Source organism: bacterium (assembly GCA_024228115.1).
In the GTDB taxonomy this organism is placed as follows: domain Bacteria; phylum Myxococcota_A; class UBA9160; order UBA9160; family UBA6930.
The window spans coordinates 1-22786 of sequence record JAAETT010000484.1; the positions used below are offsets into that span (position 1 = coordinate 1).

Genomic DNA, 22786 nt, shown 5'->3' on the forward strand with positions numbered 1-22786 from the left:
GATCTCACGCGCCAAGTCCAAGCCTGGCAAGACGATCGCAACCGAACGACGAAGGGCGTCGACTGGCAATTCACGACCCAACAAGCCCGCGTGAAACTGCGACGACTCTACCCCCAGCTTTTGGTGTGACAAGGGACTAGTTGCACGTACATCTACCTCGACAATGAATTGCGCGACCACAACCTGTTCCAGGCCATCTGCCGCACCAACCGGCTCGATGGTGATGACAAGGACTACGGCCACATTGTCGACTTCAAAGAGCTTTTCGGCGATGTGCAGCAGGCGCTTGCCGTCTACAACTCCGACGAGCTAGTGATGTGATTCACGCTGTTGGGGCATTATCCAGCGCGCGCCTGGCTCCAAGTACGATCTGGTACCTCCCGGTTACGAATCGGGCATTGGGGTGAACAGGCCACAGTCAATCCCGCGCCTGGGATTCCCACGTCGCGGCGGTCTCGCGGATCGCAAGTTGCCGCTTGCTGCAGCTCGGCACGGGACTTGCCTAGAAGGTTGTCACACGTCGAAAGCGTGAGCCCGGTCACCCGGTGTCTCGCCCAAGGACGAAGGAGACGATGTGTCCGTGACCGCCGAAGAGCAGTACCGACGGGGCCGTGATCTGCTTGCTGCAGGCCAGTTTGCAGAAGCCCTCGAGCATTTCCGGAAGGCCCACAACCTGGATCAGGCGAATCCCCGCTACCGGTCGTTCTACGGCCTGGGCCTGGCCCTCGTAGACCGTCGATTCGATCGCGCCCTCGAGCTGTGCCGCTCGGCCGCGAAGGAAGAGTTCTTCAACCCGGAGCTCTATCACAACCTCTCGCGCGTCCACCTGGCGTTCGGATTCAAGGCCGAGGCGATCCGCTATCTCCGTCGAGGATTGATGATCGACCCGAGCAACGGAGAGATGCTTGGCGAGCTCCAGAGCCTCGGTATGCGGAGTGCGCCGATGCTCACCTTCCTGCCCCGGCGCCATCCCATCAACAGGCTGCTGGGTCGCGTTCGTCGCGTGTGGGTACGGCCCGGCGGGGCACCGATCCAGCAGACCGCCTGACCCGGCTGCGGTGAACCAGCCAGGCCGCCCGATTGCGGCCGACTGAGGGCTCAGGCAGGCGCATCCCCTGCGCACCCATCGGGTACGCTTCCTGGCGGTGTGACGCGGCGGCGAGTGCGAAGGAGCAGCTCGCTCGATCCGCAGAACGCGGCTAGCGCTTGCGCTTGTGACGCGCGCGCTTCAGAAGCTTCTTCTTCTTGTGCTTGCGCATCTTCTTGCGGCGTTTCTTGATGACGCTACCCACGCGGGCTCCTCGAGATCCGGAAGAACCGGGATGAATAGGGAGTCCGCAGCCCAGCGTCAACTTTGCGGATCGTTGCGAGTTTTTCGCATTGCCCGGGTCGAGGGTCGTCCGCGGCTTCCGAGTTCACGGCGTTTTTGTCCGAACGCCCGCAGCTTGGGCCTCCATCTTCTTGATTTTTTTGCGTTTCTCTCTTGACGGCCGTGTTTTCGCACGGGTAGGTTCGATCGCAACTTCGGCGCTAATGGCCGAGGATTGCGATGGAAAAGGGGTTTTCTCCTTCAAGTCGCGGGTTCCTGTCTCCGATAGGGGGCTGGAACCACCAACACCGCGGTGTTCCAGCTCCACAGTGGAGTTCGGCGCACCCACAGGGGGGTGACCCAAGATATGGCAGCTCGAAAGAAAGCAACTCGCAAGAAGGCGACTCGCAAGAAGGCGACTCGCAAGAAGGCCACGCGGAAGAAGGCCACTCGTAAGAAGGCGACCCGCAAGAAGGCCACTCGGAAGAAGGCGACCCGCAAGAAGGCCACTCGGAAGAAGGCGACTCGCAAGAAGGCCACTCGCAAGAAGGCCACACGGCGCAAGAAGGCGACCCGCAAGAAGGCGACTCGCAAGAAGGCCACACGGCGCAAGAAGGCGACTCGCAAGAAGGCCACACGCAAGAAGGCCACCCGGCGCAAGAAGGCGACTCGCAAGAAAGCGACTCGCAAGAAGGCGACGCGGAAGAAGGCCACGCGCAAGAAGGCGACCCGTCGCAAGAAGGCCACGCGCCGGCGATAGCCGTGCGGTGACCTTCACCGAAGGTCTTGGGACCCCGGCCGGCATATGCCGGCCGGGGTTTCCTTCTTTGGGGCGGCTGCTAGCCTCCGCCGTCCCTCTCTACCTGGCGCAGCCACCCTCCCCTGGGGGCGCAGGCTGCCCGCCGCTCGCCGGAGGATCGTCATGGCACGGATCACGATCGAGGACTGCACAGCCAAGGTCCCGAACCGCTTTCACCTCGTGCAGATGGTCGCGATCCGCGCCAAGCAGCTCAAGAAGGGCGCTCGCAGTCTGGTCCAGACGGACGAGAACAAGGAGATCGTGACGGCTCTTCGCGAAGTCGCCGCCGGTCATATCTCCCCGGACTACGCGGTCGAGGACGAAGGCGCCGAGGAGTAGCCGGAGCCAGCTGGCCTAGGCCAGTGTGACCGGGACGGAAAAGCCGACGCGCGTCCCGCGGCCTACTTCGCTCGAGAGATCGATCTCGCCGCCCATCAAGTCGAGAAGCTCGCGCACGAGGGTCAGGCCGAGGCCGGCACCCCGGTAGTCCGACGACGAAGTGTCGTCTACCTGGAAGAATTCTTCGAAGATGAATTCCTGGTCGTCGGCGCAGATTCCGATGCCCGTGTCCTGGATCGTGCAGCGGAGCCGATCGTCCTGGACTTCGGCGCCGATCTCGATGCGGCCCTGCTCGATGAACTTGGCGGCATTGTCGAGCAGCAGGAACAAGATCTGGTTCACCTTCGGCAGATCCGTCTGCAGCTTGGGCAGCGGTTCGACGATCTTCTTGTCGATCACCACGGGCTTGGAACCCAGGGTGTCTTGAACGCTGAAGATGGCTTCCTCGACGACTTCGCGGAAGTTGACGGTCTGCTGAGCGATCGACACCTCGCCCTGCTTGAGTCGCCAGAGATCGAGGATGTTCTGAAGCGTTCGCAGGAAGGCCGTGCCTTCGTCGAGAGCATTCCTCAGGTTGGCCCTGCCGGCTTCGGAGAGGTTCTCGTTCTCTCCCGCCAGCACGGAGATGACGGATTCGATGATGCTGTTGAGCGGGGTGCGCAATTCGCGCGACATCTTCTCGATGAAGTCGTTCTTGAGCCTCTGGACGCTTCCGAGCTTTTCCTGGCTCTGCAGCAACTCGATATCCTGGGCGAACAGGGCCTCGGATAGCTTCAGGATCTCCTCGCCGCTCTGGCCCGTTTCCGGTTCCTTGCCTACGAGCGCCTCTTCGAGTTCTCTCACACGACTGCAAAGGGCTTCGTGGTCGATGCGGAGTGCCACCGAGCTGGCCAGGTGGGCCACGTTCTCGGCCACGGCGAGGCTGGGCTCCCGTGGGCAAAGCAAGAGCAGGACGCCGTGGCAGGGGCCGGTATCGGCCTGTACGGGAAGCCCTAGCACGCCGCCGGCTTGCTGGGCAAGGCTCGCCGGATCGCCCTCGCGCACCTGTCGGGCTGCGGTGCCCATGACATCCCGGATCAAGGGCATCAACGCACCGGAGATTTCGCGGGCCTGCTCTGGAGAGTCGAGCCCTGCTGCGGCGCGTAGCCGGGGGCGAGCCGAGGAAGAGTCTCCAACCAGCAACAATGCAGCGCCACCGGCAGTCTGCTCCGCTGCGCGCGCTGCGGCGCGGCCGAGGGCAGCAGCCAGCGAGCGGTCGGCAGAGGTCTCCTGATCGGTCGCGAGGTCAGGTTCGGGAGGGGCGTCGTGCACTGCGGACATCTCTAGAACCTGTCGTCCGATTCGATCTCGAGATCGTCGGACGGCTTCTCGTCTTCCGTGCCGACTTCGTGATCATGGCCTTCCAGTGAGAGAGTCGTCTGGAAGTCGGTCGGATTCGAAGCCGCTGCCAGCGCGGTCTCGATGTTGATCTTGTTCGCCTTCAGCAAGTCCAGCAGGTGCTGGTCGAAGGTCTGCATCTTCTCCGAGCGACCGCGGGCGATGTAGTCCGTGAGTTCGGGCGTCTTGGCGGGATCCCGGATGCATTCCTGCATGGATCGCGTCATGCGCAAGACTTCGACCGCCGGGACGCGACCGTCTTCCTTCTTGTTCACCAGCAGACGCAATGAAACGATCGCCTTCAAGTTGTCCGCCAGGCGCGCCCTTACGTTCAGGTGCTCCTCGGTCGGGAAGAAGGAGACGAGCCGGTTGATGGTGGAGGCGACATCGGAAGTGTGGATGGTCGAGAAGACCAGGTGACCCGTCTCCGCTGCCTTCAGGGAGGTGTCTACCGTTTCCAGGTCGCGCATCTCGCCCACCATGATCACATCCGGGTCCTGGCGCAGGGCGGCGCGCAAGGCCGACGGGAACGACTCGGTATCCGTGCCGATTTCCCGCTGCGTGATGATCGATTTCTCGTGGCTGAAGACGAATTCGATCGGATCCTCGATCGTGATGATCTTTGCCTTCCGCTGTCGGTTGACCTCATTCAACATCGCGGCAAGCGTCGTCGATTTGCCCATGCCGGTCGCGCCGGTGACGAGCACATAGCCGCGGGTGACCTGGGCGATGTCCTTCAACACGCCGGGGAGGTTCAGCTCCTCGAAACCCTTGATCTGCAGCGGGATGACCCGCAGGACGATGTTGAAATGGCGGCGCTGCCGGGAGATGTTGACCCGGAAGCGGCCTTCATCCGGCAGCTCGTAGGCGAGATCCAGCTCGTTGAACTCCATGGCATCGCCATGCAGGCCGTCCTCCAGCAGCATGCCGGCGATCGCTTCGGTATCGCTGGGTTCGAGGACCTTGTATCGGAGCTCCACCAGGTTTCCGTTGAAGCGATACAACGGCAGGTTCCCCACCTGGAAGTGGATGTCCGAGGCTCCCTTCTCGATACCGAGTCGGAGCAGCCGGTACAGCGTCTCCCGTTCCATCGTGCTTCCTCAAGCCTCTTGGTGAGCCCACGGCGGACCGTGGGGCATCACCCCGTATCGGCGGATCCGCGGGGCGCTTGACCTCGATCCCTGGCCGGGCGGGTCGCTATCCTGAAGGCGCTCATCGGGCTCGGCAGGGCCCAGGAGGATCCATGGCCTCGCCCCCTCGCCTCAGCACTTCCAGGCTCCCGAAGCTCGTCTGCCTGCTCGTTTGGCTGATAGCGGGTCCCGGGCTCGCCGAGGAGGCTCCGCCCCAGGTGGGGCTGGATCGGCTCCTGGAACTCCCAGGAGGCCGCACCTACGAGATCGAAAAGAAGGGCGGCCGTACGCCCTCCGAGTGGCGCAAACGCTTTAGCCAGATTCGCGAGGACCTCGCCCTGGAGGAGAAGGCCCTGGAAGACTCCGAGCGGGAGCTCGAAGAGATCGCAGCCTCCACCGAGCCCTGGCAGATCGCACCGCCGATCCCCGGCGCGACGACCGTCGATGCGCCCCTCGACTATCGGCTACGTCAGGAGATCCGCCGCCATCGCAGCGAGATCGAGCGCCTGGAGGCCCGGCTCCAGAACCTCGAAGTCGAAGCCGACCTGGCCTCCGTCCCGCCGGAGTGGCGCAGCTGATCCGAACCTGAAAGCGTCCCCTTGGTTGCCGTCAGGTCTCGGGCTCTTCGGGGATGGCGGCGACCCATCGCGCGGCGTGAGGGAGTAGGACGAAGGCGGGTAGGGCGAGAGCTGCCGTTGCTGCAAAGAACGCGGCAAAGCCCACCTGCTCCGTGGCCCAGCCCGAGCCCATGCCGAGCAGACGTCCGGCTGTTGCGTAGGCGCCGGTGAGGACTGCGTACTGGACGGCTGCGTACTCGCGTTCGCAGATGCGCATCAGGAAGGCGAGAAAGCCCGAGGCGGCCAGGCCGCCGCAGAAGGATTCGATCAGGGACGCCGCGTAGATCGCCTCCGCGGGCATACCCGCTCTGGCCGCAGCCGCGTAACCGAGGTTCGAGCCCAGGGCGAAGACACCGAGCCAGAGAAGCGACCGGGAGATGCCGATGCGGCTTACGATCCACCCACCGACCGCTGCTCCAGCGACGGTGGCTGCCGTACCCAGGGTCGTCGAGACCAACGCGATCTCTTCGTTCGACAGGCCCCGCGCCACCCAGAAGGGCTTCAACATCGGGGCCATCGCCATGTCCCCCACGCGATAGAGGAGGACGAAGCCGAGCACGCCTGCCACCGCACCGCGGCTCTGCCAGGTGCGGAAGGCGTGGCGTAGGGGAGGGTGCCCGCCGGCCGGGCCGTCGACGCGCGGCGCGAGCCAGGTGGCGAGCGCCAGGGCCAGGGCGATCGCCCCGCCCGCGAGGTGTGCGGTCCGCCAGCCGAACGGACCCGCCAGGAGCAGCGGCAGCGTTCCCGCCAGGATCACGCCGACACGGTAGGTCGTGATGCGCACCGCATTCGCCATGCCTTCATCGCCCCGGCGCACCAGCCCGATCGTGTACGCATCGATGGCGATGTCCTGAGTGGCAGAGGCCGCGCACAACAGGCCCGTCCCGATCCACAGGCTCATGGCACTCGGTTGCTCGCTGCCACCGAAAAAGAGGGCGGCCGCGACCACGGCCATCGATCCGCTGATCCACGCCCGTCCCTCACCGAAACGTTGAACGAGGGGGGACCAGAGCGGCTTCGCTGCCCACGCCAGCCCGAGGCCCGAAAGCGCTCCGATCGTCTCGAGGGGGACGCCGGCCTGTGCCCAGTACACAGGCAGCAGGTCGCTGAAGATTCCCATCGGGAACCCTTCGATCACATAGACGCCCGCCACGATGGCGAGCATGCGCCTGCGCCCCACACCCCCTCCAGGTGGGCGGAGGATACCTGCAGAGGGACTCGACGCTGCAACAGGGGCCCGCTAGTGTGCGCCCACCGAGGGAGGGCCTATGCAGGACGAGAACGAACAGCACGGAACCGTTGATCTGGTGAGCGTGCTCTACATCGTTGGCGGGATTCCCGCGATCGTGGGCTTCGTCGTGATCCTGTTCACCCTGGTGAACTACTTCCCCGAGATCCCGGCTTAGCCTGAACGGCTCTCACCGGCCGGCAGCTTCTCCGCGCTTGCGGGGTGCCTGCCGCCAACCTGCCGGTCCGCGGATCGGCAAGTGTGATCCACATCTCCAAACGGAGTGGGTCCAAAATGCCTCGGTGGCCTAAACCCGTTTGAAAAACGGATAGTTAGGCTAAATCTTCCGGGGTCTCCCGACGATGAAGTGTGGGTAATGCACCCCGCTTCCATCCGCACCACGCTTCTGGCCACCTTGATCGGGCTGAGCACGGCCTGCGCCAACATCCCCGCCGCCAGCGACGCCCATTCCTACGACTACTTCGCCGCCCCCGCGACCCGGGACCCCTGGAGCCCGAAGATCGCCGGTTGGCAGGTGAGGGAGCTCCGGCCGGTTCCTGCGGTCGCCTCTGGCCCGTCCGCGCGCGATCTTCGCACGAAGTACAGCAGCTTCCGCAGCCAACAGCGGAGGGCTTCCGTCGATCCGCAGCATGTGGCCGCCGGGGTCGCCCGTTGGATCCAAAAACAGGCCCGCGCCCACTACGTGCCCGATGGCCCGATCGATCACTGGGCGACGCTCGAGGACACGCTCGCGAACAACGGGGACGATTGCGACGGCCTCGAACTGCTCGTCTATCACGCGCTTCGCGATCTGGGTTTCGGGGACGATCAGGTCTTCCGGGCCATCGTGTATCGACCGTCGGATGGCCAGCACCATATGGTCACCTTCTGGTTCGACCAGTCCGACGACCCCTGGGTCATCGACCCGACCGGCGCGATGACCCGCGGCATGCCTCGTATGTCCGAGATCGCCGGCTGGGTACCGCTGAAGGTCTTCACCGAGCACGCTGAGTGGAGCGTCCGGCCCACCCTGGCCTTCGCCGCGCGCTAGCGGTCTCTTGCCGAGTCCCCGGCGGCTCCTGTCGAGTCCCCGTCACTCCCGCTCGTCTCCCAGCGCCGATGCTCGGCGTGGGGATCGATTCGCAGGTAGCGCGATAGCCAAGCGACCCCGAGGTAGAAGGGGATCGTGTCCAGCAATGCGACCACCAGCTTGAACACGTAGCCCGAAACGATGAAGACCCTGAGTTGCGGCCAGATCGCCTCGGATTCGTTGATCGGCAGCCCTTGCGCCCAATAGTGGGTGATGGTGATGACGCAGACCGTGTCGACCAGCTGGCTTACGAGGGTCGAGCCGTTGTTGCGCAGCCAGAGGTGGCGTCCCTTCGTCAGGCGCTTCCAGAAGTGGAAGAGGTAGACATCGACCAGTTGGGCCGCGAGGTAGGCGACCATCGAGGCGAGCACCGCGCCCATCGTGAGCTGGCGGATGCGGTAGAAGGCGTAGTCTGGAGCGTCGATCGCAGGCAGGCCCGACGCTTCGAAGGAGGTCTCCGGCGGTAGCACTCCGCCGAGCCAGAGGAACATCACGACCCACAGGTTCAGGCCCAGCCCCACCCACACCACGTGGCTCGCGCGCTTTCGCCCGTAGAGCTCCGAGATGAAATCCGTGCACAAGAACGTGATCGGGTAGGGCAGTACTCCGACCGCGAGCGGCAGGGGGATCGTCCAGGGGCCGACCTGGAAGGAGAGATCCAGGAAGCGCGAGACTCCCAGGATGTTCAACATCGTCATCGAGCCGAGGAACAGGCCGGCGAGGATCAGGTACACGCGCTCCCGCCGCTCGTGAAGCGCGGAGTCGATGTAGTCGTAGGGAAGGCCGTCGCTCATGGCCCGGGAGTGTACCGCGGCACCACGAGAGGTCGGCTGTTACCCTCCGCTTTCACCAACAGGGGGGAACGGTGAGCATCGCCGAGGGAGAACTGCTGCCCATCGTGAAGGAATCGGAGCATCCGTGCTTCGATTGCACGAAGTGCTGCACCTACGTGGCCGTCGAGATCGACGAGCCGACGACGAACAAGGAATACGACTACGTCGTCTGGTACCTCGTGCACCACGGCGTTTCCGTCTTCGTCGATTGGGACAACAGCTGGTTCATCCGCTTCGATTCGCGTTGCCAGCACCTCTCTGTCGAGGGTCTGTGCGCGATCTATGAGACCCGCCCGATGATCTGCAAGGAATTCGATTGGCGCGAGTGCGAGCAGAACGTAGATGATGAGCAGCCGGACAAGTGGATCTGGACCCAGGCGGATCCCTTCGTCGAGTGGCTCGAGAGGAAGCGGCCGAAGGCCTACAAGAAGTTCGTGGCCTACCTGGCCAAGAAGCGCCGCAAGGGCGAAGAGAAAGAGCTTCAGCGGGTGAAGCCGAAGATCACCGATCTACCGGGTCCGCCCGAAACGCCGACTGAGCTCGCGCCCCCGCTCAGCTGATCGGAAGCGGAAAGAACGTCCCCGCCTGCTGCCTACTCGGGCTCGATCGGTTCGACCTCGAGCTGGAGATCCTTGGTCTGCTCGGCGGCCCGCTCCTGGGCACGGGCGCGCTCTTCCCGGATGTCGAGCAGGAGGTCCTTGCGCGTACGCTCTGCTTCGTCGCGCTCGGCCGCGATGCGGCCGCGCTTGAGGTTCATCAACCGTTCCTGGAGGAGTTGGTTGCGAAGGGCCACCAGTTCGCGCGGAAGGCGCACAGGCTTCACACCTTCTGCATGGCCGACCGAGACTTCCGCGCTGGTTTCGCTTCCGTCGCTGGCACGTGCGAGGACACGAATGCGGTTCAGGCCGGTGCGCACCGGTACGAGCGCGCCGTAGCTGCCGTCGGCCTGAATGCGCAGCTCGGTGGCGGCCTCGCCGGTCGTCTGGTTCGTGACTTCGATGGCTTCGATGTTCGCGAAGCTGACGCTTTCGATCACTTCCTTCAAATCGCCTGGCTCACGCACCGGGGTGAAGTAGCCGCCGGTTCGCGACGCCATCTCGACGGCGGCAACGGGCCGCTTCAATGCCTTGGTGCCGATCGCGAAGGAGTGGATGCGGACCTGGGCGCGGGCCGCGGCTTCCGCGGCACGCAACACACTGCGGGTATTGGAACGGATATCGCCCGGGTCATAGGGGGCGGTGGGTTCGCCGTCCGTGAAGAAGAGCACGACTTTCTCGCTCTCCGGGTCCGGTGTCGAGAGCCCGCCACGAAAGCCCTTGAGCTCACGGATGGCCTGGCGCAGGCCCGCGCCCATGTTGGTGCCGCCCGCGGGCCCGCGTTCCATGACATGCTGGAGCGCCTTCTCGACGCGGGCGAAATCCGTGGTGAGCGCTTCTTCGGTGATGGCGGCTGCCCCACCCGGGCTTCCGCCAATGACGATCGTTCCGCCCCTTCCGTAGGGGTCGCGGACGTTCTCGCTCTGGCCGGCGAAGGTGATGATGCCGACGCGTGTGTTCCGCGGGTCGAGCCCGCGCACCACCTGCTTGGCGGCCGCGATCTCCGCTGCCAGCACCGAATCACCTGGATCCGTGGAATTGAGAATTCCCCAGCGATCCTTGCCGAGGATGCCGTTGTCATTGATGTCGGCGCCGCTGGCTTCCGAAGTGGAGCCGGACGTATCGAGCACGATGATCACATCGAAGCGGCGAAACTCGCCGAGTAGCGCCAGGGCTCGTCCGGCAACGAATGCGCCGGTGGCTGCACCAACGACGGCACCGTCCGCTGGCTGTTCGATCTCCAGGCGGATCTCGGTCGAGAGGACGCCCGCACGGCCTAGCAACGGGCCCTCGCCCGGGATCTCACGGGGTGTGTCGGCCATTGCGAGCTGATCCGAGAGGGCGGCGTCTTCGCCGTTCGCATCGGTCCCATCATCGATGGGCGCAAAAGAGGTGAGCGGAAGTCCGAGGCCTCCCTCGGCCGGCGCCGCGATGGCGGCGAGCACCCCGGCGATCGGACCGACACCCAGGCGCAGCGAGTCGCCTTCCGGCCAGAGGGCCTGGAGGATGCCCACCACACTTCCCTCCGGCTGGCGAAGCACCGGCGAGCCGCCCCAACCCCGTAGATCACCGGGGACGTCGAGTTCGACCTCGAGGCGACCGTCCTCGACCTCGCGCACCGTGCCGTAGAGATTGTCCTGGTCGTGGGGGCGTGTGGCTGGCACTCCGAGGATGCGGACCCGCTCACCGACCAGGGTTTCCGCCGGCTCCACATCGGCTTCGAGGATCCGGATGCCCGTCGGCAAGGCGTCCAAGGCGAAGACGAGGTAGTCCTCGGCCAGGCTCGCTCCGGCCTCCGAGAAGGGCCGGCCCGGTTTCGCGAACAAGCGGGTGGAGGCGCTGACGAGGGTGCCGCTCTTGCCGAGCACGAACTGCACTTCGCCACCGCGGCCGAGTCTCGGCAGGTCGAAGTTATGAGCCGTGGTGACGGCCACGACCTCTTCCTCCGACGCTCTCAAGAAGAAGGCCGTTCCGCTACCGGCGGGCGTCGTGAGGTGGGGCGTCTTGGGGCGCGCGACCGCCGGCACGGCGTCGCCGGGCTGGGCAGCCAGGAGCGCGAGGCCGAGCATCAGCGCCAACCAGGCCGTGGGGCGAGACAACATCCGGTCGAGGGTAAGGAAGGGGGCGCCCTGCGCCATGAAGTCTCCCTGGTGCAGCGGGCTCGCTGCGGAGCAGACCTTTGATACGTTCGCCCGCCAGGGGGTGTTTCGTGTCGAGTTGGATGCGCAGAAGCAGACGCCAGGGGTTCGCGCTCCTGCTGGTGGGGCTCTCCCAGGCATTCTCAGCTGTGCTTGCTGCCGAGGGCGCGCCGGAGGTGTTCGACGTGGTCGTGGTCGATGCGGGCCATGGAGGCGACGACGTCGGCGCCAAGGGACGCGGCGGCCTTGTCGAGAAAGTCGTCGTGCTGGACGTGGCGAAGCGCGTCGAGCGGCAGCTGAAGGAAGACGGGCTCCAGGTCATCATGACCCGCGATGGCGACCGATTCGTTCCGCTCGAAGGCCGCACGGAACTGGCCAACGCCGCCGCGGCGGATCTCTTCATCTCGATCCATGCCAACGCCTCGTCCTACAAAGGCGCCCGGGGCATCGAGACCTTCTTCGCGGCTCCCGAAGCGACGGACCAGGCTGCCCTCGAGCTGGCTCGCGCCGAGAACCTGGCATTCGGCGAAGACGTTCAGCCGCCGGCCGCCGGCGACCCTTTGCTGGCGATCTTGGGCGATATGGCCGCCACCGAGCAGCTGACCCTCTCCCAGGAATTCGCTCGGATGGCCCAGCACCGGATCGCGACGGCCGAGGCCGCGCGCTCCCGGGGCGTGAAACAGGCGCCCTTTGTCGTGCTGATGGGCGTGCATATGCCGGCCGTGCTCGTGGAGATCGGTTTTCTCACGCATCCGGAAGACGAAGCGGCCCTGCGCGACGACGACGAACGAGAAAGGCTGGCAAAAGGCATCGCCGAGGCCGTCGCCGTCTACAGGGAGCGCTACGATGCGCGCCGCGGTGTGGCCCAAGGCGTGGGCAAGACCCACATCCGCTAGGAGACCGCATGGCGAAGCGAATGGATGGACGCGGCGCGGATGAGCTGCGCCCGATTCGACTGATCACGGATTTCACCCAGAACCCGTTGGCCTCGGTGCTCTGCGAGTTCGGAGCGACCAAGGTGCTCTGCACCGTGTTCAGCGAAGAAACGGTACCCCGCTTCCTGAAGGGCGCCGGCAAGGGTTGGGTGACGGCCGAGTATTCCCTGTTGCCGGGTTCGACGGATACGCGCAGCCAGCGAGAAGCCGCGAAAGGCAAGCAGGGCGGCCGCACCTTGGAGATCCAACGCCTGATCGGCCGCAGTCTGAGGGCGATCGTGGACATGAAGGCTCTCGGCGAGCGCACCCTCTGGATCGACTGCGACGTGCTCCAGGCAGATGGGGGAACGCGAACCGCTTCGATCACCGGTGCCTACACCGCGCTTGCGCTGGCCTGCCACCGCTTGCGACGCCGGGGCGCCGTTGACAAGAACCCGTTGCTCGATTCGATGGCGGCGGTCTCGGTCGGGTTGGTAGACGGCGCAGTCCTGCTCGATCTTCCCTATGAAGAGGATTCCAGAGCCGAAGTGGACATGAACGTCGTGGCCACGGGCTCCGGTCACCTGGCCGAGGTGCAGGGCACCGGCGAGGGCACGACCTTCAGTCGAGGGGATCTCGACGCGTTGGTCGATTCGGCACTTCAGGGGATCGCCGAGCTCACGAAGCTCCAGCAGGAAGCCTTGGAAGCGGCTGGCGTGAAGGACGGCTGAGGCCGGCATGCTGGTTCTCGCCAGCTCGAATCCAGGCAAGCTGCGGGAGTTCGAGGCTCTGCTGGGCGGCGCCGGGACCGCGATGCGCCTGGCCACCGCGGCCGAACTCGCGGCCTTGCCAGAGGAGGGCGATGCCTACGAAGCCAACGCCTTGGCGAAAGCCCGGACGGTGGCGGAGGTCTCCGGCCTGCCCGCCCTTGCCGACGATTCGGGTCTCGAAGTCGACGGGCTGGATGGCGCACCGGGTCCGCATTCGGCGCGCTTCGGCGGGCCGGGGCTCGAAGACGCGGAACGGGTGCAGCGACTGCTCGGCGCGCTGTCCGATCGACCGGGAGCTTCGCGCCTCGCGCGCTTCGTATGCGTTGCCGCCTATGCCCGCCCGGACGGCAAGACTTGGACCCGCCGCGGCGAGTGCCCCGGCCTGATCCTCGAAGCTCCCCGGGGAGAAGGCGGCTTCGGCTACGACCCGATCTTCCAGCCCGAGGGCCACCGGGTCAGCATGGCCGAACTCGAGCCGGCACAGAAAGACGTGCTCTCCCATCGAGGCAAAGCCCTACGCGCGCTCGCCCCCCTACTCGCCCGCTGGTTGACTTCAGAGGAGGAGTGAAGCGCAGCGGTTGGCGACTGCGGCGTCGAGCTCTGCCATGTCTGCTTCGGCGAGCGGCTCGAAGCGAACACCAATGCCAACGGGGGCGCGGGGTCGGCGTAGGTTGCCCGGCGCGTTGGTGTGGACCACTTCGCCATGGATGCGTGATGTGCCGAGTGAAAGCGGGAGGGAGAATTCGATCCGACTGCCCGGCTGGAGAGGGCGGACCGTCTCCAGGAAAGCACCATGGCGGGAAAGGTTGTAGAGCTCTGCGTGTCGCTCCCGGCCCTCACTCCGAAAGGCAACCGGCGCCTCCCAAGGTACCCGCAACTCACGGCGAGCCTGGCCTGCCTCGCGCGTGGCCAGGAATGCCCGGTTCACCTGGAAACGCAAGGTGGCATCATCCAACGGGTCGAGGGCCGCGAGCGTGACGCTCCCGCGCCCCAACGCCTCGCGGACGGCCAGGCCGGGTGTCCTGCCTACGGCCAACGGTGTGACGTGACCCTTGCAAATGCCGTCTGCCGAGAGCTTCAATGTGCTGGCGATCTCGCTGGCCGAAAGCACTGTGTTCAGAAGCAGCGCCCTCGGGCCGTCGCCACGATCGAGTTGGCGGCAGAGCTCGGCGTCTTCGGCGGCCAGGGCGACGCAGAATCCCAACCGCTTCAGTCTGCCTGCGAGCCCGGTCGCGCTCGGGGCGAGAGGATCCTCCCGCAGGATGACTCGGTCGGTTGCTGCGTCGGGTCGGTTCATCTTCTCCACTTCTCGCAAGGGGAGTGGCCCCGAGCATGGAGACGGTGTCGGCGCACGAGCCGGCAGCTTCCCGTCGCCAGGCTGCAATGGCCGGTGGAAGCCCTCGAAACGCTTCGTGTTCTCGGCCATCCGTCCGACCTGGGCCGGACGTGGTTTCAATCGAGCCAGCGCGCCAGAAGCTCTTCCGGCGTGGGAGTCTGCGGATCGAAGAGGCGCAGCCGTCGCTGCAAGCCGCGGTTGCGAGCCGGTGCCAACCGCAGCCCGAGTTCTCGGAGGAAGCCTGCGAGCTCTCCTTCGAGAGCCCCCACCAGGTCGTCGCGACTGAGCCGCTCTGGATCCCGGCCGGCCTCGCGCAGGCAAAGCCATAGGGCGTAGCGGGGCAGGGCAACTCCGGCGGCAACGGAGAGCTCGGCGTGGAGGTGGTCGAAGCCGCGTCTCATATCGAGGTGGAAGTAGGCGCCGATCGGGCAACGTGGCACAGGATGTGTCAGGGTTGCGCGATGGGGGGATGCAGGGGAAGGAGCAGGGCGGTTTGCGCTCTGCGGGTCGCTCTCGCGGGGCTGGTGCTGCTTGCAGCCTGCGCAACTCCCTCACCCAGGGCCGTCCCGGAGGAGGTCCTGACTCCCTTCATCGAGCGCGTTCGGGCGGTGCGCGGCGTGGAAGTCGCGCCCGCCATCGATGCGCGTTTCCTCTCTCCTCGCGAAGTGCGCGACAGGATCGAGTTGGAAATGGCACGGGTCGTCGGGCCGGAACGACGCGCCGCCACCACGGCGCTGCTTCGCTCGCTGGGGTGGATCCCGCCGGCGGGAGATCCTTGGGAGGCCTGGCTCGATCTGCAGGCCCAATCGGTCGCCGGCTTCTACTCGGTGCTCGACGGTCGGTTGTATGTGGTCGCGCGCGATGAAGTCGGCGAGAGCGAGGTGTTGGCCGACCCGTTCGTAGAGGAAGTGTTGGTGCATGAGTTGGCCCACGCCTTCCAGGCCGGGGGTTCGCAGCTTCCCGAGTTGGGCCTGGGCCTCGATGGTTTCGACGATGTCGCGTTCGCGCTGGCCGCGGTGCTCGAGGGCGATGCCCTTTGGACGGAGCATCGCGACGCCGAACGCACGCACGGGATCCCACCGCCGGATGCGGAAGCCTTCGCGCGTCGATTCGAGATCGATGTGGAAGGCGCGCTCCCCGAGGGTTCGGCGTGGATTCGCGCGATGTTCTTGCGCCCGTACCCGCTTGGCTACCGGTGGGTGTGGCGCGTAGGAGAGGCCGAAGGAGCGCATGGCCTGATGCGGATGCTGGCCGAGCCCCCGCTCACCAGCGCGGCGTTGTTGCATCCCGATCGCCGTCGGCGCGGGCGGAGCGAGATCGAGGCGCAAGGGCAACACTTCGCTCCGGACGAGCGCTGTCGCACACGGACGACGAGTAGCTTCGGCGAGATCGGGCTCAGCACCTGGTTCGAGGCGGGCACCGCCCCGCCGGCCGAGATCGAAGCCTGGCGTGCGGATCGGGCGTGGTTGCTCGAATGTCCGACGGGAGACGTGCTCGCCTGGCTGCTGCTCCTCGACCGGCCGGAAGCCGCCATGGCCTTGGAACCTCGCCTGCGCACGCGCGCCCTGGCACTGCCCTCCGGAGCTGCCCAGGTGGAGCGATCCGGGGCACGAATGCTGATCCACCGCGGGCTCGATGAGGCCGGGCGTCGCTGGTTGCTCGGGCAAGCGCCCGTGCGCTTCTATCCAGATTTGACCGCGTGGTTGGCGGCGCATCCGGAGATCCTCGAGGCGTCGGCTCGCATGCGAGAGGGCGCTCCTCGGCACCGAGCCGCTACCCTCCCGCGCGCATGCCCGGTTTCCTTGCCATCCGTCACGCAGAGTCCACGATGAATGCGGCCGGCTTGTGGCAGGGTCAGGCGGATGCACCGCTTTCGCCGAAAGGGCGGGAGCAAGCCGGTGCCCTGGCCGAGGCGTTTCGCGGCCGGGCCATCGCAGCGCTGGTTTCGAGTGATCTTTCGCGGGCGCGGGAGACGGCCGAAATCCTGGCAGCGGCGCTCGGCATCGTGCCACGCCTCGAACCCGATCTGCGCGAGATGGACGTCGGCGCGTGGAGTGCGCAGCCTCACGCGGAGTTGTTGGGGCGTTATCCGGATGAAGTCGCGCGTGTGCGCGCTGGCGATTGGGACGTGCGTCCCGGTGGCGGGGAGTGCAGGCGCGAGGTTCGCACGCGCGCCGTTGCGGCACTCGAACGCGCTCGGGAGGCCACCGGCGAAGGTTTGTTGGCGGTGGTCACGCATATGGGCGTGTTGCGAGCGGTAGTTCCCGGGATCACCTTGGCCAATGCCGAAGCGCGGATGCTCCCGTGGGCCGCGCTTGGCGAACCCGTCGAACCCGATGAATTGGATTCCGCTGGTGACTCCTGCGAAACGCCCAACGCAGGCGGGCCTCTCTGATGGCGCGCGTCTGGGTGTTGGTGGCGGTTGCTGCGGTCCTGGCGGCAACGGGGCTCATGCTCAGCCCCGTGGCGGGCGTCTTCGCCTGCGGCCTCGGGCTCGTTCTCGGGGGCCTGGCCGTCCAGCTCGCCCAGGGTGGTGGGCGCCGGCTCCCGCCTTGGATCATCGCCGCCGGGGTCGCGACCGTGGCGCTTGGCGCAGCCTGGGCCGTCGGGGGTGCTCTCGCGTCCGGGTTGATCGCGGCGCTGCTCGGCCTGGTCGTGTTCAGCACTGGCGCCCAGGCCTCGCTCTTCCAGGACGTCCTGCCCGAGGGAGTCGAACTTCCGGACCCGCTCTCGCTTCGCACCCAGGCTTCCGTCGCGATCGACGAGAGCTTGCGGCTGTTGTGGGCGCTCACGGCCATGGCTTCACCGCCGCCGAAATCGTCGACACTGGCGGAGGATTTGCGCGCGGCCGCCGAGCGTCATCGTGAGACCGGAGTTCTGGAGAATCCGGCCGCCGCCCATCCGCGGCCGCCCGCCCTCGAAAAGGTCTCGCTCGTTCCGACGCCCGTCTGGGGTGCGGGCCGTGCGGAGCTGCTCCGCTTCGAGAGCGAATACGAGCCGCGGGATCCAGAGATCCGAGATCGCTACGTCGGTATCGAGCCGAATCGGACATCCCACGTGCATCTCTGGCGCCACGGCGACCGGCCACGTCCGACGCTGATCTGTCTGCACGGCTACGGCATGGGTCGGATCGCCTGGGACGCGCGGGCCTTCGACCTGGAAGGGCTGCACGGGAAGCTCGGCCTGGATGTGGCCGTGCCGACCCTGCCTCTACACGGCCCGCGCGCCATCGGCCGGCGCTCCGGCGCTGGCTTCCTGGACGCTCATCCGCTGCAGACCAACGCGGCCTTCGGTCAGGCGATCTGGGACCTGCGACGCCTGGCGGGTTGGCTTCGCCAGCAGGGCGCGCCCGCGGTGGGCGTCTACGGCATGAGCTTGGGCGGTTACCTGACGGCACTTTGGGCCTCCCTCGATGCCGACCTCGCGTGTGCCATTCCGTCGATTCCGTTGGTCGCCCTTCAGGAGATGATGGAAGGGGATCTGCAACCGGAAGAGCGGCAAGCACGAGAAGCGAGCGGGATCAGCTCGCAGGTCTGGCGGGATGCCTGGGCGCCGCACTCGCCGCTGGCCCACACGCCGCGGGTTTCCAAAGAGGCGAGCTTGATCCTCGCGGCCCGGGCGGATCGCATCTGTCCTCCCTCCCAGGCCCATGCCTTGTGGGAGCATTGGGATCGCCCGTCGATTCATTGGACGCCGGGTAGCCACCTGGTTCCGGTCGGCCGTAGCGAGACCCGAGAGCGGTTGGCCACTCACTTGCGGTCGGCCCTCATCGCGGCCGAGAAGCCGATGCTCTCGAAATTCCGACGCCTCCAAGCCTGAGCCCGGGTCCTTCGCTACTCCGGCTGGTACTCCGCGAGGGTCTTTTCCAATCGGCCGAGGCTGTCGGTAAGCCCTCCGGGGCGGGAACGTGCGAGCCAGGCTTCCCGCTGTCTGGCGATCGCACCGGTGAGGTCGTCGGCCAGCTCCGAATCGGGCGGGTGAGGCAGGCCCGCCGCGCGCGCGATACGCCAGGCGCCATGTCGCGCCAGGTGGAGGGCGGCGTCCAGTTCGAGTTTGACGACCCCGCCATCGGACGCCGCCGGTCGCGCGCTCTCGAGTTCCTCGATGGATTCGTCCAGCAGGGCGAGGGTCTGCGCGGTCCGTTCCGGATCGGCTTCGCCCATCGACGCCAGGAGGGCTCCGCCGGGGAGCAGTTCCGTGAAGAGTGGACTGCCGTTCATGGCCGTCTTGCCTGTCGCATCGAAGAGGTTGCCGATGCGATCCAGCAGGGCGCCGAGGACGCCGGCCTCATCCTCGAAGACGAACGCGTCGAGGGCCGCTGCCACGTCGAGTTCGCGGTTCGCTTCCAGGCACCAGGCCACGGCAGCACCGTAGGCCAGGGGAGGCCAGCTCACGGCGAGGGGTTGCATGTGGCCGTTGTCTCCCCAATCGGTGATCAGGTAGCCGCCAGCACCGTTCGCGAGACCGACCTCGGCCGCATCCAGCAGATTGCCCCGAGCATTGCGAAGCCTTCCGATCAGGGTGTTCCAGGTCGAAGTGCCCGGGCACACCCAGAAGGGAACGCCCGCTTCCTGGAAGCTTCGAACATGGTTCTGGAAGCCGCGCAGGGAGTCGCGGGTGATTCCGAAATCCGAGAGGACTTCGAAGAGTGCATCCGGGAGCGCACTCGGATCACTCGGCGCTTCGTAGTGCCAGGCCAAGGCCACGACGTCCTTCTTCGGCAGTTCGGCAGCCAGCTCCGGATGGTCCCGCAGGATGTCGCCCCAGAAGAGCACTTCGCGCCCGTCCGCATGCAGGCCGCGAATCAAACGAAGCAGGTGGTCGAGGTAGACACGGTGCTTGCCTCGAGCCTCGACCTCGGCGGCGCTCTGGCCCTTGCCGAGTTCGAACGTCTCATCGCAGCCGATGTTGATACGCCGGCTGCGATGATGGGCGAGGAGTTCCCGGCACAGGCCAATGCCGAAATCCGCGTTCGCCTGGGTCGGCGCCAACACGGCCGCTGCCAGGTGGGCGCCGAACTTCGTGTCGAAGCCCTCGGGCGCCTCTGCGCGATCCCGATAGGCCGGGTGTCGCAGCCAACGAGCCATATGCCCGAACGTGTTCTGGTTGGCCACGAGCTCGATGCCGCGCTCCGCGCACAGGCCATCGAGCCACTCCACGTCCTCGCCGGTCAGGGGCGAGGCCTCTCCCCAGACAGCTTCGTGCCCGGCGTAGGCGAAAGTGTGTTCCGTGTAGAGCTGCAGGTGGTTGATGCGCAGCAGGTCGAGCACCTCGACCAGGCGCGCAAGGGTTCCGCGGGTCGGAACACGATCCCGGGAGATGTCGAGCATGTAGCCGCGTACGGGGAAATCCGGCCAATCGCGGATGTCCACGGCGGGAAGCATCTCGCCGCAGCTGCGCTTCAGCTGTTCGAGGGTGGCCTGGCCGTAGCGCCGACCGGCAGCGTCCGAGTAGGCCAGAGAAACCTGATCGCCGACCGTGCGCAGCCGATAGGCCTCCGGCGGCAGGCCGGTTTCCTCGGATTCCAGGACCGTTGCGTTCGTCGGGGCCCCGGCGCCTTCGAAGCGTTCGATTTCGCGTGGGCGCGGAAGCAGCAGCAGATCCTTCACGATCCGATGTTCTTGATCGCGTTGCGTTCGCCTCGGGCTCCCAGCCACCGCACCAGCCCGGGTGCGAGCCGCTTGAACCCGTAGCCGAACCAGGCCTCCGGGCTGATCGGTGCGACCGTTCGGTTCTTCTGGATCGCCTTCAGCAGGTTCGTCGCTACGCGCTCCGGCCCGTACCCACGTTTGCCGTACCGCGAGACCATCTCGTTGCGCATGTCGGCGCTATCGAGCTCCCCGCGCAGGCGCGCCGAGCGGGTGATGGGCGTGTCGATGATTCCGGGGCAGAGTGCGGTCACACCAATCCCGTGGGGTGCTAGTTCGGTGCTCAGCGCTTCGGAAAAGCCAAGGACGGCGTACTTGGTGGTCGCATAGGCGTTGAGGACGCTGGCCGGCAGGTAGCCTGCCGCCGACGACACGTTCACCACGTGTCCGCTGCGGCCTGCCGCTTTCATGTTGGGCACGAAGAAGTGGCAGCCGTGGATCACGCCGAGCAGGTTGATGCCGAGGATCCAATCCCAGTCTTCGAGGCTGGTATCGAGAAAGCGGCCACCGAGCGCGACGCCCGCATTGTTCATCAACAGGTCGACGCTATCGATGTGCTCGTGGATATCGGCGGCGAAGGCCTGCATGGCATCGCGATCCGCCACGTCCACCCGTCGGCTCTGTACCTGGCGCCCGAGATCGCGAAGCTCTTTCTCGGTATCGGCGAGGCCCGCCTCGTCGATGTCACAGATCACGAGGTCGGCGCCTAGGCGCCCGAACGCGAGTGCGCTCTGCTTGCCGATGCCGCTGGCGGCGCCGGTAACGAGGGCGGTCTTGCCGGAGAGGTTGCGTACGTCCATGGCGGAGTTCCTCTGTGCGCGGAGGGCGGGTTCGTCAGGCAGGTTCCGGGGTTCTGGCGTCGGGCCGGCTCGAGAGGAGGACCTTCAAGCCTTCGAGCATCACCCAGACGTCGAGCACCAGGATGGTGCTTCCCGAGATGGCCAGGAGCCAGCGTTCCGAGAAGGCCTGGTAGTAGCTGATCACTTCACCGGTCATCGCCACGACCGTCGCCAGGCCGACCAGCAGCATCGGTATCAGGGTGTAGACGACCGGCTTGCCCTGCTTTCGGAGCCAGACCGAGACGACGAGCAGCGTTACGCCCGCCACGAGTTGATTGGTCGTGCCGAAGAGAGGCCAGAGGATCAGTCCGCCCTTGCCGCCGGCCTGGGTGACGGCGAGGACCAGGGCCGCGCTGATCCCGACGGCTCCGGCGGCGAAGCGGTTGGTCAAGGCCTTCCAACCGTAGGCCTCCGCCAGTTCGCTGATCACCAGGCGCTGGATGCGCGCGCCGGTATCGAGGGAGGTGGCGGCGAAGGCGATCACCATCACCGCGATGAAGGTGGCGGCGGTTTCCGTCGGGATGCCAAGCGAAGAGACGAAACGGGCGCCGCCATCCACGAAGGCCGAGAGCTTGGCGCCGAGGCCATTGGCTGCGCCCCAGCTTCCGTAGTGCGTCGACCAATCCTGGAAGGTCACGAAGCCGGCGGTCGAAGCCAGTACCGCCAGCATGCCGAGAGCGCCTTCACCCAACATGCCTCCGTAGCCGATGGCCCGGGCGTCCGAAGCACAGCCGATTTGTTTCGACGTGGTGCCGGAAGAAACCAGGCCGTGGAAGCCCGAGATCGCCCCGCAGGCAATCGTGATGAACAGGAAGGGGATCATCGGCGGCGCGCCTTCCGGGTTCGGATTGACCATCGGGGCGACGATCGAGGGCTGGAGCACGATCAAACCGAGCGTGAGGAGTGCCAGGCCCGTGAGCAACTGATGGGCGTTCAGGTAATCCCGGGGCTGGAGCAGGAGCCAGACCGGCAGCACCGAGGCGACGAAGGAGTAGATCAGCAGGATCCAGACCCAGCCGGTCACGGAGATCGAGGTCACGGCGGGGAACGCCTCGGCGAAGCCGTTGCCGAAGAAGACGGCGGTGAGGAGCACCGCGTAGGCGACGAGAGAGGGCGGCAGGATGTTGACGCCGCGTCGGTAGACCAGCCAGCCGAGCAGCATGGCCACGATGATCTGCACGTTGATCGGGAAGATCGCACCTGGGTACTGGGTGAAGAGCGTGCCAATGATGAAGGCGAAGACGGCCAGAACGATCCAGATCAGGAACGAGACGATCAGCAGGAAGAGCGTTCGCACCCGGGGACTGATCACCTGGCCCGCGATCTCGCCGATCGAGCTGCCCCGATGGCGCAGGCTGATGACCAGCGCCGAGAAATCGTGAACGGCGCCCATCATCACGGTGCCGAGCGCGACCCAGAGAAGCGCTGGCAGCCAGCCCCAGATCACCGCGATGGCCGGCCCGACAATGGGCGCCGCCCCCGCGATGGATGTGAAGTGATGGCCCCAGAGGACATCCTTGCGGGTGGGCACGAAGTCCACGCCGTCCTCGAATGTGCGCGAAGGGACGGGCTCATCGTCCGCCAGCGCGAAGATGCGCTTGGAGAGGAACTTCGAATAGAAGCGGTAGCCGACTGCGAAGAAAGCGAAGACGCAGAGCGCCAGGACAGCAGCGTTCAAGAAGGCCTCCTAGGAGTCTGCGCGGTAGAAGCGAGATCGGCCGCGTAGCGTGGGATTCTCGGTTGAATTGTTGCGGTGAGTAGGGTCTGGGGCGCCCGGGACCGCGAAGGCTCCGGATCGGGTGTGAGCCGGGGTTGCCCTGGAA

24 protein-coding genes are annotated in these 22786 nt (G+C 66.2%); 13 read left to right on the forward strand and 11 right to left on the reverse strand.

Features of this window, described 5'->3' with window-relative positions; genetic code table 11:
- The first annotated feature begins 580 nt into the window (after positions 1 to 580).
- Positions 581 to 1048 (forward strand): tetratricopeptide repeat protein, encoded by a 468-nt coding sequence (locus GY937_20600; GenBank protein ID MCP5059112.1) that lies wholly within the window; start codon positions 581 to 583, stop codon positions 1046 to 1048.
- A 151-nt stretch (positions 1049 to 1199) separates the two neighbouring features.
- On the opposite strand, the gene GY937_20605 is transcribed toward GY937_20600, so the two are convergent.
- On the reverse strand, positions 1200 to 1292 hold the full coding sequence (locus GY937_20605) for an AURKAIP1/COX24 domain-containing protein (GenBank protein ID MCP5059113.1): 93 nt from the start codon (positions 1290 to 1292) through the stop codon (positions 1200 to 1202).
- Positions 1293 to 1676: 384 nt separating this feature from the next.
- Here GY937_20605 and GY937_20610 point away from each other — a divergent pair, with 384 nt between their 5' ends.
- Together GY937_20610 and GY937_20615 are read left to right on the forward strand one after the other, a co-directional pair.
- Positions 1677 to 2069 carry a histidine biosynthesis protein HisIE gene (locus tag GY937_20610; GenBank protein ID MCP5059114.1) on the forward strand — a complete coding sequence of 131 codons (393 nt, stop codon included), beginning with the start codon at positions 1677 to 1679 and terminating at the stop codon, positions 2067 to 2069.
- A gap of 162 nt (positions 2070 to 2231) precedes the next feature.
- A complete protein-coding gene (locus tag GY937_20615) occupies positions 2232 to 2447 on the forward strand; it encodes a DNA-directed RNA polymerase subunit omega (GenBank protein MCP5059115.1) in 216 nt (71 codons plus the stop codon).
- A gap of 15 nt (positions 2448 to 2462) precedes the next feature.
- On the opposite strand, the gene GY937_20620 is transcribed toward GY937_20615, so the two are convergent.
- Both GY937_20620 and GY937_20625 read right to left on the reverse strand, forming a co-directional pair.
- Complete coding sequence (locus GY937_20620; GenBank protein MCP5059116.1) at positions 2463 to 3767, reverse strand: HAMP domain-containing histidine kinase; 1305 nt, start codon at positions 3765 to 3767, stop codon at positions 2463 to 2465.
- Between the two features lie 2 nt (positions 3768 to 3769).
- Complete coding sequence (locus GY937_20625; GenBank protein MCP5059117.1) at positions 3770 to 4915, reverse strand: PilT/PilU family type 4a pilus ATPase; 1146 nt, start codon at positions 4913 to 4915, stop codon at positions 3770 to 3772.
- A 152-nt stretch (positions 4916 to 5067) separates the two neighbouring features.
- On the opposite strand from GY937_20625, the gene GY937_20630 reads away from it, so the two are divergent.
- The gene (locus tag GY937_20630) at positions 5068 to 5532 is read left to right on the forward strand and encodes a hypothetical protein (protein MCP5059118.1); all 465 of its coding nucleotides are present in this window, start codon (positions 5068 to 5070) and stop codon (positions 5530 to 5532) included.
- Positions 5533 to 5563: 31 nt separating this feature from the next.
- On the opposite strand, the gene GY937_20635 is transcribed toward GY937_20630, so the two are convergent.
- A complete protein-coding gene (locus GY937_20635; GenBank protein MCP5059119.1) occupies positions 5564 to 6751 on the reverse strand; it encodes an AmpG family muropeptide MFS transporter in 1188 nt (395 codons plus the stop codon).
- Positions 6752 to 6839: 88 nt separating this feature from the next.
- Between GY937_20635 and GY937_20640 the strand changes: the two genes are divergently transcribed.
- Positions 6840 to 6977, forward strand: a complete 138-nt coding sequence (locus GY937_20640) for a hypothetical protein (protein ID MCP5059120.1) — start codon at positions 6840 to 6842, stop codon at positions 6975 to 6977.
- A gap of 198 nt (positions 6978 to 7175) precedes the next feature.
- On the forward strand, positions 7176 to 7850 hold the full coding sequence (locus GY937_20645) for a hypothetical protein (GenBank protein ID MCP5059121.1): 675 nt from the start codon (positions 7176 to 7178) through the stop codon (positions 7848 to 7850).
- On the opposite strand, the gene GY937_20650 is transcribed toward GY937_20645, so the two are convergent.
- Positions 7847 to 8683, reverse strand: a complete 837-nt coding sequence (locus GY937_20650) for a queuosine precursor transporter (protein MCP5059122.1) — start codon at positions 8681 to 8683, stop codon at positions 7847 to 7849. The two genes, GY937_20645 and GY937_20650, sit on opposite strands and share 4 nt — an antisense overlap.
- Before the next feature lie 71 nt (positions 8684 to 8754).
- On the opposite strand from GY937_20650, the gene GY937_20655 reads away from it, so the two are divergent.
- Positions 8755 to 9282 (forward strand): YkgJ family cysteine cluster protein, encoded by a 528-nt coding sequence (locus GY937_20655; protein MCP5059123.1) that lies wholly within the window; start codon positions 8755 to 8757, stop codon positions 9280 to 9282.
- 32 nt (positions 9283 to 9314) lie between these two features.
- Here GY937_20655 and GY937_20660 read toward each other — a convergent pair whose 3' ends face one another.
- Positions 9315 to 11456, reverse strand: coding sequence for a VWA domain-containing protein (locus GY937_20660; protein ID MCP5059124.1), 2142 nt, complete (start codon positions 11454 to 11456; stop codon positions 9315 to 9317).
- Between the two features lie 83 nt (positions 11457 to 11539).
- On the opposite strand from GY937_20660, the gene GY937_20665 reads away from it, so the two are divergent.
- From GY937_20665 to rdgB, 3 genes are read left to right on the forward strand one after another with little or no spacing between them, the layout of a single operon-like run.
- Positions 11540 to 12352, forward strand: coding sequence for an N-acetylmuramoyl-L-alanine amidase (locus GY937_20665; GenBank protein ID MCP5059125.1), 813 nt, complete (start codon positions 11540 to 11542; stop codon positions 12350 to 12352).
- 8 nt (positions 12353 to 12360) lie between these two features.
- Positions 12361 to 13101, forward strand: a complete 741-nt coding sequence (gene rph / locus GY937_20670) for a ribonuclease PH (protein ID MCP5059126.1) — start codon at positions 12361 to 12363, stop codon at positions 13099 to 13101.
- 7 nt (positions 13102 to 13108) lie between these two features.
- Positions 13109 to 13708, forward strand: a complete 600-nt coding sequence (gene rdgB, locus GY937_20675; GenBank protein MCP5059127.1) for an RdgB/HAM1 family non-canonical purine NTP pyrophosphatase — start codon at positions 13109 to 13111, stop codon at positions 13706 to 13708.
- On the opposite strand, the gene GY937_20680 is transcribed toward rdgB, so the two are convergent.
- Entirely contained in the window at positions 13694 to 14437 is a 744-nt protein-coding gene (locus GY937_20680) for a PilZ domain-containing protein (protein ID MCP5059128.1), read from the reverse strand. The genes rdgB and GY937_20680 overlap by 15 nt on opposite strands.
- 155 nt (positions 14438 to 14592) lie before the next feature.
- On the reverse strand, positions 14593 to 14916 hold the full coding sequence (locus GY937_20685) for a hypothetical protein (GenBank protein MCP5059129.1): 324 nt from the start codon (positions 14914 to 14916) through the stop codon (positions 14593 to 14595).
- Between the two features lie 84 nt (positions 14917 to 15000).
- On the opposite strand from GY937_20685, the gene GY937_20690 reads away from it, so the two are divergent.
- Genes GY937_20690 through GY937_20700 form a run of 3 tightly spaced genes read left to right on the forward strand, consistent with a single transcriptional unit; the run spans position 15001 to position 18295 of the window.
- Entirely contained in the window at positions 15001 to 16308 is a 1308-nt protein-coding gene (locus GY937_20690; GenBank protein MCP5059130.1) for a hypothetical protein, read from the forward strand.
- Positions 16266 to 16871 carry a histidine phosphatase family protein gene (locus GY937_20695; protein MCP5059131.1) on the forward strand — a complete coding sequence of 202 codons (606 nt, stop codon included), beginning with the start codon at positions 16266 to 16268 and terminating at the stop codon, positions 16869 to 16871. The genes GY937_20690 and GY937_20695 overlap by 43 nt, the downstream gene beginning before the upstream one ends.
- The gene (locus GY937_20700) at positions 16871 to 18295 is read left to right on the forward strand and encodes a hypothetical protein (protein ID MCP5059132.1); all 1425 of its coding nucleotides are present in this window, start codon (positions 16871 to 16873) and stop codon (positions 18293 to 18295) included. The genes GY937_20695 and GY937_20700 overlap by 1 nt, the downstream gene beginning before the upstream one ends.
- A gap of 14 nt (positions 18296 to 18309) precedes the next feature.
- Here GY937_20700 and GY937_20705 read toward each other — a convergent pair whose 3' ends face one another.
- From GY937_20705 to GY937_20715, 3 genes are read right to left on the reverse strand one after another with little or no spacing between them, the layout of a single operon-like run.
- Positions 18310 to 20085 (reverse strand): glycoside hydrolase, encoded by a 1776-nt coding sequence (locus GY937_20705; protein ID MCP5059133.1) that lies wholly within the window; start codon positions 20083 to 20085, stop codon positions 18310 to 18312.
- Positions 20082 to 20924, reverse strand: coding sequence for an SDR family NAD(P)-dependent oxidoreductase (locus tag GY937_20710; GenBank protein MCP5059134.1), 843 nt, complete (start codon positions 20922 to 20924; stop codon positions 20082 to 20084). The genes GY937_20705 and GY937_20710 overlap by 4 nt, the downstream gene beginning before the upstream one ends.
- 34 nt (positions 20925 to 20958) lie before the next feature.
- Positions 20959 to 22641: a carbon starvation protein A gene (locus GY937_20715; GenBank protein ID MCP5059135.1), complete on the reverse strand. Its 1683-nt coding sequence runs from the start codon at positions 22639 to 22641 to the stop codon at positions 20959 to 20961.
- Positions 22642 to 22786: the final 145 nt, after the last annotated feature.